This window comes from Pseudomaricurvus alcaniphilus (assembly GCF_011440395.1).
GTDB classification, from domain to species: domain Bacteria; phylum Pseudomonadota; class Gammaproteobacteria; order Pseudomonadales; family Cellvibrionaceae; genus Pseudomaricurvus; species Pseudomaricurvus alcaniphilus.
The window spans coordinates 36,622-52,120 of sequence record NZ_JAAOIX010000010.1; the positions used below are offsets into that span (position 1 = coordinate 36,622).

Annotated in this window: 13 protein-coding genes; 7 read left to right on the forward strand and 6 right to left on the reverse strand. The window is 60.4% G+C overall.

The genetic code is table 11. The annotated features are described in order from the left end of the window. Positions 1–144 precede the first annotated feature (144 nt). Positions 145–2,760, forward strand: a complete 2,616-nt coding sequence (locus G8764_RS17775) for an efflux RND transporter permease subunit (protein ID WP_166166126.1) — start codon at positions 145–147, stop codon at positions 2,758–2,760. 161 nt (positions 2,761–2,921) lie between these two features. Here G8764_RS17775 and G8764_RS17780 read toward each other — a convergent pair whose 3' ends face one another. The 4 genes from G8764_RS17780 to G8764_RS17795 form a co-directional block, all read right to left on the reverse strand. Then, positions 2,922–4,304 carry an ATP-binding protein gene (locus tag G8764_RS17780; RefSeq protein ID WP_166166128.1) on the reverse strand — a complete coding sequence of 461 codons (1,383 nt, stop codon included), beginning with the start codon at positions 4,302–4,304 and terminating at the stop codon, positions 2,922–2,924. Further along, complete coding sequence (locus G8764_RS17785; RefSeq protein WP_166166130.1) at positions 4,288–4,956, reverse strand: response regulator transcription factor; 669 nt, start codon at positions 4,954–4,956, stop codon at positions 4,288–4,290. Before G8764_RS17785 ends, G8764_RS17780 begins: the two co-directional genes overlap by 17 nt. A gap of 77 nt (positions 4,957–5,033) precedes the next feature. Continuing rightward, positions 5,034–5,273: a type 1 periplasmic-binding domain-containing protein gene (locus G8764_RS17790; protein WP_166166132.1), complete on the reverse strand. Its 240-nt coding sequence runs from the start codon at positions 5,271–5,273 to the stop codon at positions 5,034–5,036. A 47-nt stretch (positions 5,274–5,320) separates the two neighbouring features. Further along, positions 5,321–5,905 (reverse strand): glycine zipper 2TM domain-containing protein, encoded by a 585-nt coding sequence (locus G8764_RS17795; protein ID WP_166166134.1) that lies wholly within the window; start codon positions 5,903–5,905, stop codon positions 5,321–5,323. An 82-nt stretch (positions 5,906–5,987) separates the two neighbouring features. On the opposite strand from G8764_RS17795, the gene G8764_RS17800 reads away from it, so the two are divergent. The 3 genes from G8764_RS17800 (at position 5,988) to gcvP (ending at position 10,806) form a co-directional block, all read left to right on the forward strand. Next, positions 5,988–6,566 (forward strand): LON peptidase substrate-binding domain-containing protein, encoded by a 579-nt coding sequence (locus G8764_RS17800; protein ID WP_166166136.1) that lies wholly within the window; start codon positions 5,988–5,990, stop codon positions 6,564–6,566. A 191-nt stretch (positions 6,567–6,757) separates the two neighbouring features. Then, on the forward strand, positions 6,758–7,873 hold the full coding sequence (gcvT, locus tag G8764_RS17805; protein ID WP_166166138.1) for a glycine cleavage system aminomethyltransferase GcvT: 1,116 nt from the start codon (positions 6,758–6,760) through the stop codon (positions 7,871–7,873). Positions 7,874–7,974: 101 nt separating this feature from the next. Next, entirely contained in the window at positions 7,975–10,806 is a 2,832-nt protein-coding gene (gene gcvP / locus G8764_RS17810) for an aminomethyl-transferring glycine dehydrogenase (protein WP_166166140.1), read from the forward strand. Between the two features lie 26 nt (positions 10,807–10,832). Here gcvP and G8764_RS17815 read toward each other — a convergent pair whose 3' ends face one another. Continuing rightward, positions 10,833–11,867, reverse strand: coding sequence for an SGNH/GDSL hydrolase family protein (locus tag G8764_RS17815; RefSeq protein WP_166166142.1), 1,035 nt, complete (start codon positions 11,865–11,867; stop codon positions 10,833–10,835). 405 nt (positions 11,868–12,272) lie between these two features. Here G8764_RS17815 and minC point away from each other — a divergent pair, with 405 nt between their 5' ends. From minC to minE, 3 genes are all read left to right on the forward strand, one after another. Next, positions 12,273–13,100, forward strand: coding sequence for a septum site-determining protein MinC (gene minC, locus G8764_RS17820; protein ID WP_166166144.1), 828 nt, complete (start codon positions 12,273–12,275; stop codon positions 13,098–13,100). A gap of 93 nt (positions 13,101–13,193) precedes the next feature. Then, positions 13,194–14,009, forward strand: coding sequence for a septum site-determining protein MinD (gene minD, locus G8764_RS17825; protein WP_166166146.1), 816 nt, complete (start codon positions 13,194–13,196; stop codon positions 14,007–14,009). Then, complete coding sequence (gene minE / locus G8764_RS17830) at positions 14,006–14,269, forward strand: cell division topological specificity factor MinE (protein WP_166166148.1); 264 nt, start codon at positions 14,006–14,008, stop codon at positions 14,267–14,269. The genes minD and minE overlap by 4 nt, the downstream gene beginning before the upstream one ends. A gap of 79 nt (positions 14,270–14,348) precedes the next feature. On the opposite strand, the gene G8764_RS17835 is transcribed toward minE, so the two are convergent. Then, positions 14,349–15,440, reverse strand: coding sequence for a hypothetical protein (locus tag G8764_RS17835; protein ID WP_166166150.1), 1,092 nt, complete (start codon positions 15,438–15,440; stop codon positions 14,349–14,351). Positions 15,441–15,499: the final 59 nt, after the last annotated feature.

Consider the following 15,499-nt stretch of genomic DNA (forward strand, 5'->3'; position numbering starts at 1 on the left):
GCTGCCGCAGTTTCAAGCAGCCGCCAGGAGTAAGATCGCCGCCCCGGCTAACAGCTCAGCAGATCATCAGCTCACATGCCGCTTTGTCGCATTGAGGCCCGCCAGCGGGACCCTCAGCGCAGCGGTTATGTCACAAGGAACAACATGTTGGAATCGCTCTACCGGGGCTATAAAGCCTGTGTTATCCAGCGGCCGTTGGCCGTGCTGGTCAGTGTCGTTTTATTGGTGGTGGCGGCAGCGGCCGGGCTGCCGAATTTCAAACTGGATGCCTCCTCCGATTCGCTGACCCTGGAGAACGACAAGGATCTGGATTATTTCCGCGAGATCAACCAGCGCTACCAGAGCGGCGACTTCCTGATCGTCACCTTCCGCCCGAAGACGGAATTGTTCTCCGAGCCCTCCGTCGCCCTGTTACAGGCGCTGAAAAAGGACCTGGGGGCGGTACCCGGTGTCGCCAGCACCCTGTCCATGTTGGATGCACCGCTGCTCTACAGCCCGAAAATTGCCCTTACCCAGATCGATTCGCCGCGCACGTTGCTGACCCCCGGTGTCGATTGGCAAGCGGCCAAGGAAGAGTTTTTAACCAGCCCGATCTATCGGGAGATGCTGCTCGGCCCCGACGGGCAGACCACCGCCATGTTGCTGAACCTGGAGGTGGATAACCATTACATCGAACTGGTCCGCCACCGCGATGCGCTGCGCTTGAAGCGCACCCGGGAGGGCCTGTCCGAGGCGGAGGAGGCGGAGCTGGCCGCGGTCAGTAAAGAGTTCCTCGACTATCGCACCCAGGTGGCGGCGGAGGACCACCAGCGGGTGGAGCTGGTCCGGAAAATTGTGGCCGATTACAAGGATCGGGCCGAGATTTTTGTCGGCGGTGCGACCATGGTCACCGCCGATATGATTGCCTTTATCAAGAGCGACCTGAGCGTATTTGGCGTTGGTGTGCTGCTGTTTATGATCCTGATTATGGCGATCATCTTCCGGCAGAAACGTTTCGTGGTGCTGCCGGTCCTGACCTGTGTGGCGGCGGTGATCATCGTGCTGGGTTTCCTCAGCTGGATCGACTGGCGCCTGACGGTCATCTCCTCCAACTTCGTCTCCCTGCTGCTGATTATCTCGCTGGCCATCAATATTCATTTGCTGGTGCGCTACCGGGAGTTCCACGCCGCCAGCCCGGATGCACCCCAGGCGCAACTGGTTTGGGATACGGTGGTGTTTATGGCCAGGCCCTGTTTCTACACCACCCTGACTACCATGGTAGCCTTTGCCTCCCTGGTGGTAAGTGGGATCCGGCCTGTGATCGATTTTGGCTGGATGATGTGTATCGGCCTGGCGCTGGCGCTGGTGCTGTCATTCCTGGTGATTCCCGCCGGGCTGATGTTGATGCCCAAGCGTGCACCGCAGAAAACCGCCGACAATTCCCACGTGTTCACCACCATGTTCTCCCGTTTTACCGAGCGACGCCCCACCGTGGTGTTGGTGGTGAGCGTGCTGCTGGCGGTGATCAGTGTCTATGGCGCCAGCCGGCTGGAGGTGGAAAACCGCTTTATTGACTATTTCCACGACAGCACGGAAATCTACCAGGGCATGTCGGTGATCGATAAAAACCTGGGCGGCACCATAACCCTCGATATCATTCTCGATGCGCCCAAGGCGGCGGCCGCCGGTGCGCTCGAGGAGGGCGGTGAATTTACGGCGGACAGTGGGTTTGCCGAGTCGTTTGGCGAGGACGATCCGTTTGCGGAGCAAGAGGCGTTTGCCGACGACCCCTTTGCCGACGATCCCTTCGCCGACGACCCGTTTGCGCAAGAAGACCCGTTTGCTGCGACCGGGGCGGGCAAGCGCGGGCCCTACTGGTTTACCAGCGCCGGCCTGGAGCAAATCAAGGCCCTGCATGACTACCTGGATTCCCTGCCGGAAGTGGGCAAGGTGCAGTCGCTGGCCATCGCTTACCAGGTGGCCATGGATGTCACCGATGGCCCGCTCAATGATTTTGAACTGGCGCTGATGCAAAAATCCCTGCCCCGGGAGATCATCGATGTATTGATTACCCCGTACCTGTCGGAAGCCAATAGCCAGACCCGGATTACCCTGCGGGCAATGGAAACCAGCCCTAAATTGCGGCGCGCGGAACTGCTGAAAAAGATTCGCCATCACGCCGTTCACGAGCTGGGCTTTGCCCCGGAACAGGTGCACTTATCCGGTATGCTGGTGCTGTACAACAATATGCTGCAGAGCCTGTTCTCCTCGCAGATCGTCACTCTGGGTGCCGTGTTCCTGGGGATTATGATCATGTTTGTGGTCTTGTTCCGCTCCCTGACGCTGGCGCTTATCGCCATCCTGCCCAATCTGCTGGCGGCGGCCTGTGTGCTGGGGGGCATGGGGTTGGCGGGAGTGCCGCTGGATATGATGACGATCACTATTGCCGCCATTACGGTGGGCATCGGGGTGGACGATACCATCCACTATATCCATCGCTTTAAAAAGGAGTTTGCCGTCGATGGCGACTACGTGGCGGCCATGCATCGCTCCCACGGTTCAATCGGCCAGGCGATGTTTTATACCTCGGTGATTATTATTATCGGCTTTTCAATTCTGGCGCTGTCGAAGTTTATCCCGACCATCTATTTCGGCCTGTTGACCGGCATGGCCATGCTGGCGGCGATATTGGCGGCCCTGACGCTGCTGCCGCGCCTGATCTTGCTGGTCAAGCCGCTGCCGGCCCCGGCCCCGGTTCCGGCCGGGCAGGCGGCGGGCTAGGAGCCTGTCGGACTTAGGTACCCGTAGCGAGAGAAAGTCCGATTTGAGTCAGTTTTTAACCATTTTTGAGGCGAATAGTGGTTCTATTTAACGAGAAAATGGTTAAAAAATGGCCAAACTCGGCTTTTTCGCAGCAGGGCAACCCTAAGTCCGACAGGCTCCTAGAACAGCGGTAAACAGATCTCAAACTCGGCGCCCCCGAGGGTGGCCGAGCGCTGTACTTTCAAGCTGCCGCCGTAGGCGCTGACGATATCCTGGGTGATCGCCAGGCCGATGCCCTGGCCCGGGTTGGCGGTATCGGCGCGGGCGCCGCGCTGCAAAATGGCCTGCTGTTGATGGCTGGCAATGCCGCTGCCGTCGTCGCCGATAGTAATAATCAGGTCGGAATCCAGCCGCCGGGCCTTGATATGAACCTGGCGGCGACCGTACTTGCAGGCGTTCTCGATCAGGTTGCCGAGCAGCTCGAACAGGTCCTGGCTTTCGATGGGGTACATAATGCCGGCGCCGATATCGAGATTGAACTCGATGTGTTTGTCCCGATACACCTTGTCCATGGCGGTGCAGAGTCGCTCCACCACCGGCCGGATCTTTTGCGGTGTGTGCAGCTTTTTGTTGGTCTGCAGCACGGCCCGCTGTAACTGGTGGCGGATAATGGTGTTCATCCGCTCGACCTGCTCGGTGAGAATGCCGCTGGAGTGGGAGTGCTGTTGCACTTCCCCCTGGATAATCGCCAGCGGGGTTTTCAGGCTGTGGGCCAGGTCGCTGAGGGTGTTCTGGTAGCGCTCGCGCTGTTTCTGCTCGTTGGCCAGCACGCGGTTGAGGCTGTTGGTTACCGGGGCGATCTCCCGCGGATAGACACCGCGCAACTGCCGCTCGGTTTGCTCCGGCAGCAACTTGAGTTCCCGCACCAGCTTTTTCAGCGGCCGCAGGCCCCAGCGCATAATAAACACCTGCAGGGTCAACAGCGCCATGGCGAGGAAACTCAGCCCGTACCAGAGTTGCTGCCGGTAGCGCTTTAGCTGGGCGCTGTAGCTGTCGCGGGTGTGATAGATCTGGAAGCGCAGGGGCAGGGCAGTGCCCTGTTGATCCTCCCACACCAGGTCGTAGGTGAGGCGAAAAAAGTGGGGCAGGCTGGCAAAGCTCTGGCGGTTGGTTTCGAACGGGGCTCGTGACTCCGGCAGGGTTTCGTCCAGCAGCCGTGCCGAGGTCGAGCGCCAGCGGCTCAGCCAGGCGGTGTCGGTCAGGCGCTCCGGGTTGAGGGTCAGGATCTTGGCGTACAGGCCCGAGTCCATCAGCGTATAGCGCGGTTCCGGCAGCTGCTCGGGCAGCCACAGATTGCCCCGCTGCACTTCTGCCGAACCGAGCAGGATGTAGAGCTGGCTTTGCAGCTGTTCCTGTTCGGTGGACAGCAGGTTTTCCTTGAAGGCGTTTTCCAGCAGCAGGCCGCTGGCGCCGATAAACAGTGGCAGGCAGAGCAGGCTGGCGGCGATAAAGCGCCCCTGCAGGGAGTTGAGGAATCGCAAGGGGTCAGCTCGGGTATTCAAACCGGTAACCCTGCCCCCGCACGGTGTGAATAAACTTCTGCCCCAGCTCGATTTTCTTGCGCAAGCGGCCGACGAAGACCTCGATGGTATTGCTGTCGCGCTCGAAGTCCTGGGCGTAGAGATACTCGGTCAATTCGTTTTTCGAAACCACCTTGCCCTTGTGCCGGGCGAGGTATTCCAGGGTGTTGAATTCGTAGCCGGTCAGCTCGATGGTTTCGTTATTGAGTTGCACCAGTTTGCGGTCGTAATTGATGGTCAGGGGGCCAAAATGCCAGCTGTTGCTGGATTGGCCGGCGGAGCGGCGCACCAGTGCCTTGACCCTGGCGACCAGTTCCTGCTGGTGGAATGGCTTGGTCAGGTAATCATCGGCGCCGGCCTCGAGCCCTTCGACCTTGTCCTGCCAGTCCCCCCGGGCGGTGAGAATCAGGATGGGGTAATCCTTGTCGGCAGCGCGAATGCGCTTGATCAGCTCGATGCCATCGATCTCGGGCAGGCCCAGGTCGATAATCGCCAGGTCGTAGCGATACTCTTCGGCAAAGTACAGGCCTTCACGGCCGCCGGAGGCGCTGTCAACGGTGTGACCGAGTGCCTCCAGCTGCTGGCGCACCTGCAGTTGCAACTGGATTTCATCTTCAACGATGAGCAAATGCATGTCGGGTTTCCTTGCTCCGGTTTTGGCCGGCCGGCGGCCCGCTGGGGCTGCCGTTTGGCCTGGCCTGCACGGCGGCTTTATTTGGCCTTGACGACGATGTAGTTGACCTTGCCTTCGTGCAGTATCTTGACCTTGTAAAAGCCGTCGTCTCGTTTGACACTCAGCACTTTGCCCGGCTGTATTTTCCGAGCGATGTCTGCCGCTTCCTTGGGGTCGCCGGCGCTACCCTGGGAGTCGTATTTCTGCGCCAGGGCCCGCTCTGTCACCGACAGCGAAAGAAGACAAAACAGGACACATTTGAGGACCCCGTACTTCATATAACTCGACTCCATGTGGATAAAATCATGAGGCAGCTCTGTGCCTGTTAGTACAGCGGCGTTACGTTGACGGCCACTTTGATCTTCTTGCCCGGGTGGTGATCCATGCGAGTTTGGTAGCGCTGTCCCTGGTAGCGATAAGTGACATTGTAGCCAACTATTCGCTCCTCGTATTCAAGCCGTTCGTTTATTTCACAGACCTCTTCACTGACCGGGCGCGAATAGCCGGAGCTGGCGGAGTTGTGATGGCGCCAGTCGCGGGCCAGGGAAGCGCCCACTGCCGCGCCCACGACGGTGCCCACCTTTTTATTGGTCTTGTTGTGCCCGACCTCATTGCCGATGGCGCCACCGATGATGGTGCCGAGCAGGGTCGGGGTGTGGGATTGGTAGCCTCTGTGGCTCGGCACATAGCGGGTTTCAGTCCAGCAGGAGCGCTCCGGGATGCGGTGGGTAATGGTTTTGTAGATCGGTTTGACACTGGTTACCGGGGCATAGGCAACCTGGTTATAGTCAGCATTGCCCCGGTAGTGTCCTGAGTGCTTCTTGTGTTTGTGCTCGGCGACGGCGGGCAGGGCTGTGGCCAGGCTGGCGAAGCCGGTGGCAAGCACAACAGCAATGAGTGTCGTATTCATTTGAGTGCTCCTTCATAGGTGTTACAGAAAGACTACTCCCTGTAAACTGAACACACGCTTAATACCTCTTGAAAAGACCGCTATGAATTCACTTGCCCTGTTTCCCCTGTCGGCGCCGCTGTTTCCGCAGCAGTCGCTGGACCTGCAAATCTTTGAGCAGCGTTACCTCACGCTGATCAGCCGCTGCCTGAAGAGCGAGCAGGGCTTCGGCATAGTGCAAATTCGCGAAGGCCGGGAGGTGGGGGCGGCGCCGCAGATATTCCAATTCGGGGTGGAGGCCAGTATTGTCGACTGGCGCCAGCAAGCCAATGGCTTGCTGGGTATCACCGTGGTCGGCAAGCGCAAGTTCACTGTGCGCTCCACCAGCGTGCAGGCGGACCAGTTGCTACTGGCCGACGTGGACTGGCTGGAGGATGAGCCGCGGTTGCCGATTCCCGAATATTTCGATGGGCTGCAAATTTTGCACCAGCAATTGTGTGAGCACCCCATGGTGGCCAGGATGGGGCTGGCGGAACCGCAGTGCAGTTGCGAGCTGGGTTGGCACCTGTGCCAGCTGTTGCCCCTGAGCGTGCCGGACAAGGTCGCACTGCTGTCCATGAGCGATCCGGAAGCGAGGCTGGAGCAGTTGGCCGAGCGGGTCAGGCGGCTGGGCGAGGAATAGCCCGAAACAGTGGCGGCCGGCACAATCCATGGCCTGAAAAGCAATCGCCGGTTGGCGGGCCGGCGCGCACAATTTATACTGCGCGTCCTCTGCCGTGATGCCATCCGGGCGGCGACCAATACTGGCCGCCGTAGACCGTAACCCGGGTTGGCTGGATCTGGACCAAATACATCAAACGTCGGGCCTCCCCCATGAGTGATTTACTGCCAACACCCCTCCACGCCATGCACCTGCAAGCCGGCGCCAAAATGGTGCCCTTTGCCGGTTACGATATGCCGGTGCAATACCCCTCCGGCATTAAAAGTGAGCACTTGCATACCCGCAGTGCCGCTGGCCTGTTCGATGTCTCCCATATGGGGCAAGGGCTGTTTGAAGGGGCTGACGTGCGCCAGGTGCTGGAGAAGTTACTGCCGCTGGACCTGGAGGAATTGCCCCTCAACCACTCGGTGTACACCTTTTTGCCCAACGCCGAGGGCGGCATCATTGACGACCTGATTGTGACCCGCTGGGGGCCGGAGGCCTACTTTGTAGTCTTTAACGCCGCCTGCAAGACCGGGGATATTGCCCACTTCCGCGCCCACTTGTCCGCCACCACCCGCTTGCAGGTGCTGGATGACAGGGCCCTGCTGGCGCTGCAAGGGCCACAGGCGGAGGCGGTGCTCTCCCGCCTGGCGCCCGCCGTAAAGGCGCTGGTGTTTATGACCGGTTGCCGGGTGTCTATTGACGGCGCGGATTGCTATGTGACCCGCTCCGGTTATACCGGCGAAGACGGGTTTGAGATTTCAGTGCCGGCGGCGGCCGCCCCGGGGCTGGCGCAAACCCTGCTCAACGACCCGGCGGTCAACTGGGTGGGGCTGGGGGCGCGGGATTCCCTGCGGCTGGAGGCGGGGCTGTGTCTGTACGGCCACGATATGGACGCGCAGCGTTCGCCGGTGGAGGCGGGGCTGATGTGGAGCGTGGCCAAAAGTCGCCGCGCCGACGGCGCCCGGGCCGGTAACTTTATCGGTGCCGACAAGATCTTTGCCTGTCAGGCCCAAGGGGCGCGGGAAAAACGTGTTGGCCTGCGGGTGAATGGCAAGGCGCCGGTGCGCGAGGGCGCCGACATTGTCGATGCCGCCGGCGAATTGATCGGTAAGGTCACCAGCGGCGGCTTTGCACCGAGCCTGGCTGCGCCCATTGCCATGGGTTACGTCAAGGCGGAGCACGCGGCGCCTGGCAGCAGTGTCGCCGCCATGGTGCGCGGCAAGCCGCTGGCCATGACGGTCTGCAAAACACCGTTTGTGCCACAGCGCTATTATCGCGGCTAGGCACAGGATCCGGGGCGCACTAATAGTCCGTCCCGCCTTTTACCTGCAGGGTTGAATTTGCCTGCACAGTCAAATGAAAGAATCCATTTTTGAGATCGCCTATGAATATCACCGGTTTTGAGTCCCGCCACATCGGCCCTTCACACGCCGAGCAGCAGCAGATGCTCGAGCGCCTCGGCTACACCTCCATGGCCAGTTTTATCGATGCGGTAATACCCAGGGGAATCCGCCTGGCCGAGCCGCTGGCGCTGGACAGTGCGGTGAGCGAAACCGACGCCCTGAAAACCTTGCAGCAGCTGGCGGCGCGCAACCAGGTACTGCGCTCGTTTATCGGCCAGGGTTACTACAACACCCACACGCCGCATGTGATTCTGCGCAATGTGATGGAAAATCCGGCCTGGTACACCGCCTACACGCCCTACCAGCCTGAAATCTCCCAGGGCCGATTGGAGGCACTGCTCAATTACCAGACCATGGTCTGCGACCTCACCGGCATGGAACTGGCCAACGCGTCCATGCTGGACGAGGCCACCGCCGCCGCTGAGGCCATGACCCTGTGCCAGCGTATGGCCAAGTCCAGGGCGCAGCAGTTTTTTGTCGATGCCGATTGCCTGCCGCAGACCATCGATGTGATCAGGACCCGGGCCGAGCCACTGGATATCGAGGTGGTGGTGGGCAACCCGGACACCGACCTGGTGGCCGACGAAGTATTTGGTGTATTGCTGCAATACCCGGGTTGCAGTGGCCAGATTCGCGATTTCAGCGCGGTGATCAATGCCGTGCACGCCGCCAAGGGGCTGGTGGCCATGGCCACCGACCTGCTGGCACTGACCCTGTTGACCCCGCCCGGCGAGCTGGGGGCCGATGTGGCTGTGGGTTGCAGCCAGCGCTTTGGCGTGCCGCTCGGTTTTGGCGGCCCCCACGCGGCCTTTATGGCGACCCGGGAAAAGTTCAAACGCTCCCTGCCGGGGCGCCTGGTGGGCCGCTCCCTGGACAGCCAGGGCAATGAAGCCCTGCGCCTGGCGCTGCAGACCCGGGAGCAGCACATTCGCCGGGAGAAGGCCACGTCCAATATCTGCACTGCCCAGGTGCTGCTGGCGGTGATGGCCAGCATGTACGCGGTCTATCACGGCCCGGACGGACTGAAAGCCATCGCCAGTGAGGTGCAGCGGCAAACCACGGCGCTGGCCACCGAGTTGCAGGCGGCGGGCTTTAGCCTGCAAAACCAGATCTGGTTCGATACCCTGACCGTGCACACCGGTGCCAAGACCGCGGAAATTCTGCAGCTGGCGGAGAGCAGCGGCATCAACCTGCGCCGCGCTGACGCGGAGCATATCGGCATATCCCTGGATGAAACCGTGACCGCTGAGGAGTTGCACACCATCCTGTTCTGTTTTGGCGTCACCGCCGCCCAGGTGGGGGAGCCGCCGGCCGACGGCGAGCAGAGCGGCATTCCAGCCCAGTTGCAGCGCAGCAGCGGCTACCTCACCCACCCGGTGTTCAATACCCATCACTCGGAAACCGAAATGTTGCGCTACTTGCGCAATCTGGCCGACAAGGACCTGGCCCTGGACCGGGCCATGATCCCGCTGGGCTCCTGCACCATGAAGCTCAATGCCACGGCGGAAATGATTCCGGTGACCTGGCCCGAGTTTGGCAACCTGCACCCGTTTGTGCCAGCCTCCCAGGCCGAGGGCTACCGCCAGTTGGACCTGGACCTGAAAGCCATGCTGTGCGAGGCCACCGGCTACGACGATATCTCCTTCCAGCCCAACGCCGGCTCCCAGGGCGAATACGCCGGCCTGCTGGCCATTCGCGCCTACCACGCCGCCCGCGGCGAGGGCCAGCGCAACATCTGCCTGATCCCCAGTTCTGCCCATGGCACCAACCCGGCCTCGGCGCAAATGTGCGGCATGAAGGTGGTGGTCACCGCCTGTGACGCCCAGGGCAATGTGGATATGGGTGACCTGCGCCGCAAGGCCGAACAGCACAGCGACTCGCTGGCGGCGATTATGGTCACTTACCCGTCCACCCACGGTGTATTTGAAGAAAATATCCGCGATATTTGTGAGTTGATCCACGGTCACGGTGGCCAGGTCTATATCGACGGCGCCAACTTCAACGCCATGGTGGGGCTGTGCAAGCCGGGTGAGTTTGGCGGCGATGTCTCGCACCTGAACCTGCACAAGACCTTCTGCATTCCCCACGGTGGCGGTGGCCCTGGCGTCGGCCCGGTGGCGGTCAAGTCTCACCTCGCACCCTATTTACCGGGGCACCGGCAGCTGGGCGACAGCACCAGCGCGGTGGCCGCAGCCCAGCTGGGCAGCGCCAGCATCCTGCCCATCACCTGGATGTACATCACCATGATGGGCGCCCGCGGCCTGCAGGCGGCCACGGAAGTGGCCATCCTCAATGCCAACTACATCGCCAAACGGCTGGCACTGGCCTATCCCATTCTCTACACCGGCAACGCCAACCTGGTGGCCCACGAGTGCATCGTCGATATGCGCGGCATCAAGGAGGAAACCGGGGTGGACGTGGAAGACGTGGCCAAACGCCTCATCGACTACGGTTTTCACGCCCCCACCATGTCCTTCCCGGTGGCCGGCACGCTGATGATCGAGCCTACCGAAAGCGAAAGCCTGTACGAGCTGGATCGCTTCTGCGATGCGCTGCTGAAAATTGCCGAGGAAATCGAGGCCGTGCGCAGCGGCACCACCGAGCTGGCCAACAGCCCGCTGGTGAATGCGCCGCACACGGTGGAGATGGTGTCGGCCGACGAGTGGCCCTACGCCTACCCCCGCTCCCAGGGCGGTTTCCCGCTGGACTCGCTGCGCAAGAACAAATACTGGCCGCCGGTAGGGCGCATCGACAATGTCTACGGCGATCGCAACCTGGCCTGCAGCTGCGCGCCGATCGAGGCGTATCAGTAGCGGCCTGGTGCCTGGCTCAATCGCTGTCAGGGCATAAGCAGCACCTTGACGGCGTCGGCAGCCACCAGTTTGTGACCCGCTTTGGTGGGGTGAATGGCATCCCAGAAAAACTTGGTATTCGGTTTGCGGCAGATGCTGTTACCAGTCTGGTCGAATGTCAGGCACGGCTGGGCGTCGCTAAAGCCGTACAGGTCTGGTGCGCCAAATACTGCGCTTGACAGGGCATACAGGTCGAGGGTGTAGAAGCGGGTCTCCGGGCAGCTCGGCTGTACGACATTGGCGATAAAGAATTGCACGCCGTTATTGAGCCCGGCTGACAACAGCATCGCGCCGGTAATCGCGGGCTCACCAAAACTCTGTGCCAGCGGTGTGGTGCCCACATTGGGCACGTTTGCGATCAGGATATGCATCGCGCCGGCACTGCACAGGTTGAGTAAATTGGTAGTGATGGCGCTGACCGCGGCGCTTACCAGCGGCGGGCCGTTAACCGGACCCATAGCCAGTGCGTCGCGGACATCGTTGCCACCAAAACCAAACAGGTAAAGCGCGCTGCTCGAGGCCGCACCGTTGCTGAACGCCAGATACTGCTCGAGTTGCTGGCTGGCGGAGCTGCTGCCGGGCACATCGCGAGCCCGAGCCCCCCCGACGGCGTAATTGGAGAATACTTTCGGGTTGCGCGCGGACGGGCCGGTGGAGCGCTGCAGGCCTAGTACCTGGCCCAGCTGCTCGACCCAGGTGGGCCCATTGCTGAAGTGGTGGCCGCCAATGGCGTAGGCAGCACTGGGTACCGGGGCGAAGGGCGGGGTCGCCACGGCGCCAGTAAGGACAAAAGCGTTGCCGGAATCCATCAGGCTGTCACCGAAGGCGACGATCTGGTCAAAGTCGTTGGCGCGAGCAACCGTGGACAGGGTGCAAAACAGGGCCGCCGCAGTTACTAAGGTGCATACACAGGAGCGCATTAGTGGCAGCAGCGTACTTAACATGTCAGGGCTGGCACTGGCGCTGGTGTTAGGGCTGCGAGTGCCCGGTTGTTGACAGGAGTTATTATCACGGGACAGCATTTCGGCTACCTCTCATTGTAATGTTGGTACTGGTACTGGTGCCCATTCATTCAGCGACGGCGGAATAAATACTGCTTTAGCGAGTGAAACCGGTTGGTTAAAAATCCAATGACTGCGCCGGGAGGGCAATTGGGAACAATGGCGGGAGTAGGACTGCTGACGAACTTGCCTGGTGCCACTGTCTTGCTTGAATCTACGCCGCCAGCGATCGACTGGCAAGCAAAAACTTGTCGTTTTTGTATGGTTTTTGATCAGTCGTTGGCGCCTGAATCCCGTTTTGCCAGTGGATTGAAATTAAAGGCACTCAAACTTGCACTTTTGCGAAGTTGGGCTATTGCGTATTGCCGGCTAAATGACTATAACGTGCCGCTTACATTCGTTTTGCTGTAGGTTTGCATTGTATACATGGCGTTAAATTCTTCTTCTGCGGCAGATGTAGTGCCGACATCGCCGGCCTTTCGACTGAAAGGTGGCCTCTTCCCCCTGACTTTACTTGAAATCAGACGCTACTCTCAGCCCGAATTCGAGCAGGACCTGCTCAGCAAAGTCGCGGAAGCCCCGGCTTTTTTCCAGCAGACGCCGGTCATCCTCAGTTTTGAGATGGCGGTCGCAGAGGCCGAGCAGGTACCGCTGGCGGAGCTGGTGGAACTCTGCCGCAGCAATGGCCTGCGACCGGTGGCCCTGCGCGGCGGCAGCAAGGAGCTCAAGAAGCAGGCCGAAACCCTGCAACTGGCGCTGATGCCGGAGGGGCGAGTCAAGGTGGACGCGGCGGTCAGCCCGGAGGGCACGGCCGAGCCGGTTGCCGCAAAGGCTGCGGCCACGGATGCGGCTGCTGGAATTGATGCGGCCGCTGGCAGCGGTGCCGACCGTCCTGCGGATAGTGCCGAAAACGGCGCGGGCGGCGGCAACAAGATCATTACCACACCGATTCGCTCGGGCCAGCAGGTCTACGCCGCCGGTGGCGACCTGATTGTGCTGGCGGCGGTGTCTACCGGTGCCGAAGTGCTGGCGGATGGCAATATTCATATTTATGGTGCCCTGCGTGGCCGGGCCCTGGCCGGGGTGCGCGGCGATACCTCGGCGCGCATTTTCTGCCAGAGCCTGGAGGCCGAATTGATCTCCATTGCCGGCGACTTCAAGCTGCACGAGGATTTTCGCGGCCAGTGGTGGAAGAAGCCGGTGCAGGTATCGCTGACGGATGACATTCTGGCCATCGAGGCGCTGAGTAAATAGCAGCGCCCGCTGGCAACAGGGCTAGAGCTTGTTTGTTGAAGCTTAAGCCTGTTTATTGAAACCTGATTTTTTATTATTGAAAGGACATTGACCTTGGCCAAAATAATTGTTGTAACTTCCGGTAAAGGTGGTGTTGGTAAAACGACCACCAGCGCTGCCATCAGCAGCGGCCTGGCCCTGCGCGGCCACAAGACTGTGGTTATCGACTTCGATATCGGGCTGCGCAACCTGGACATTATCATGAACTGCGAACGTCGCGTGGTGTACGATTTTGTCAACGTCATCAACAAGGAAGCGCGCTTGAACCAGGCGCTGATCAAGGACAAGCGCGCCGATAACCTCTATATCTTGCCGGCCTCCCAAACCCGGGACAAGGATGCCTTGTCCAAAGAGGGGGTGGAGCAGGTGCTGGAAGAGTTGGCCAAAGACGGCTTCGAGTACATTATTTGCGATTCGCCGGCTGGCATTGAGCACGGTGCCTTTATGGCCCTGTATTTTGCCGATATGGCCATCGTGGTGGCCAACCCGGAAGTGTCCTCAGTGCGCGACTCGGATCGAATTCTCGGCATCCTGCAGAGCAAGTCACGCCGTGCGGAGCAGGGCGAGCGGGTGGAAGAGTACCTGTTGATTACCCGCTACAGCCCCGAGCGCGTCGCCAAGGGTGAAATGCTGGGTGTGGGCGACGTGGAAGAGATCCTGGCGACCAAGTTGCTGGGGGTGATTCCCGAGTCCGAATCGGTGTTGAAGGCCTCCAACCAGGGCATCCCGGTTATCCATGACCAGGAGAGTAATGCCGGTAAAGCCTACAGCGATGCGGTCTCGCGCTTGCTGGGTGACAATGTTGAGCACCGCTTTGTCACTATCCAGAACAAGGGCCTGTTGCAGCGACTGTTCGGGAGGTCTGCGTGAGTATTTTTGATTATTTTCGCACTGCCAAAAAAGATACGGCGTCGATCGCCAAGGAGCGCTTGCAGATTATCGTTGCCCACGAGCGCTCGCAGCGCAATCAGCCCGATTATTTGCCCAAGCTGCAGCAGGAATTGATTGCCGTGATTCGCAAATACATCGACATCGACCAGGACCAGGTGGATATCCAGCTGGACCAGAACGACGACTGTTCGGTGCTGGAGCTGAACATCACCCTGCCCGAGCTGCACGAGCGCCACTGATCCTTGACCGCCAGCGGCGGGGCTTGCCCCGGCCGCTACTGCGATTCAGCAGCCCTGCGCACCAGCTCGCAGGGCTCGATTAAAACCTGAACCCCATTCCCAATTGCAAGCCCAGCGCCCGCGCCTGTTGCCAGTCGCTGTCGTCACTGTGCAGGCCGATACTGAAGTTATCGTGACTGATATTTAGCCCCAGCGCCCCGGTTTCCAAGTCGTAACTGGTTTGCAGCAGGCAGTTGCCCAATTGCCAGCCCAGCGCCAGCCGCGGGAACAGGTGCTGGTCATAGGCGTAGACGCTGGGGCTGATGCTGAGCTTGCTGTTGAACTGGTAGCGGGCGCTGAGGTTGTAGCGCGCCGGCAGTTGCTGGGACTGGCTGCGATAGCCTTCTGTGCCGGCAATGCCCGGAATACTCGCCAGGGCACCGTCGGCGTCATAGCTGATAACGTCGGTGGTGGCGCTGGCCCGGGTGTAGGTCAGGTCCTTCCAGCGCAGGCGCGACCAGATGTCGCGCCCCTCCAGGGCAAACTCCAGCTGGTCGCCCCAGCGCCAGCGAATATCCAGGTCCACGGAATAGCCGCTGCCGTCCACGTCTTCAATCTCGCGCCCCAGCAACTGATCTTCCGAATAACCGTAATCCAGTTGCAGGTCGCCGCTGAAGCCCAGTTCTTCGGCTATCAGAACGCCGTTGAGTTCACCGTCGCTCATGTCATCGGCGCGGAGGTAGTTGAGGCGCAGGCGGCTGTGCAGGTTGGGCGCCAGTTGCCACTGATAGCTGAAGCCAACCCCCTGGGAGCGCAGCTCATTGGCGCGCAGGAAAATATTGTAGCGGCCGGTGGTGGGCAGCGGGACATTGTTTTGCTCGCTATGGGCCAGCCGGGCGGTGTCGCCGTTGAACTCGAGAAAATAATCGTAGCGCCAGAAATAGCTGAGGCCAAATTGCAGCCAGGTCTCGCCAATTTCCAGCTGGTTGTGGGTAAAAGCAAATTCACCGTCATCGACGGGTGGGCCTTCGAGGCCATGAATGACCTGGTCGATGGGGGCGATGTCGCTGTAGCTGTGGCTCTCCAGGCTGGTGTAAAACCGGGCTTGTCCGGTGTCTGCCCAGAGTGGCGCAGGAACACTAAAGACGCCCCCGACGATGGCGACGAGGCAGGTGCGGGCGCTGTGGTTCACGGCTGCTCCGACGCTAACAAGCGGCTGGTGTGCATACTGAAATGTCTTCCCTTGAAGAT

What these genes read in the sequence shown, in the direction of transcription:
- minC (WP_166166144.1), top strand. Translation starts at nt 12,273, where the DNA reads ATGGCGTTAAATTCTTCTTCTGCGGCAGATGTAGTGCCGACATCGCCG.
- G8764_RS17800 (WP_166166136.1), top strand. Translation starts at nt 5,988, where the DNA reads ATGAATTCACTTGCCCTGTTTCCCCTGTCGGCGCCGCTGTTTCCGCAG.
- G8764_RS17790 (WP_166166132.1), bottom strand. Translation starts at nt 5,273, where the DNA reads ATGAAGTACGGGGTCCTCAAATGTGTCCTGTTTTGTCTTCTTTCGCTG.
- gcvP (WP_166166140.1), top strand. Translation starts at nt 7,975, where the DNA reads ATGAATATCACCGGTTTTGAGTCCCGCCACATCGGCCCTTCACACGCC.
- G8764_RS17815 (WP_166166142.1), bottom strand. Translation starts at nt 11,867, where the DNA reads ATGCTGTCCCGTGATAATAACTCCTGTCAACAACCGGGCACTCGCAGC.
- G8764_RS17775 (WP_166166126.1), top strand. Translation starts at nt 145, where the DNA reads ATGTTGGAATCGCTCTACCGGGGCTATAAAGCCTGTGTTATCCAGCGG.
- G8764_RS17785 (WP_166166130.1), bottom strand. Translation starts at nt 4,956, where the DNA reads ATGCATTTGCTCATCGTTGAAGATGAAATCCAGTTGCAACTGCAGGTG.
- gcvT (WP_166166138.1), top strand. Translation starts at nt 6,758, where the DNA reads ATGAGTGATTTACTGCCAACACCCCTCCACGCCATGCACCTGCAAGCC.
- G8764_RS17795 (WP_166166134.1), bottom strand. Translation starts at nt 5,905, where the DNA reads ATGAATACGACACTCATTGCTGTTGTGCTTGCCACCGGCTTCGCCAGC.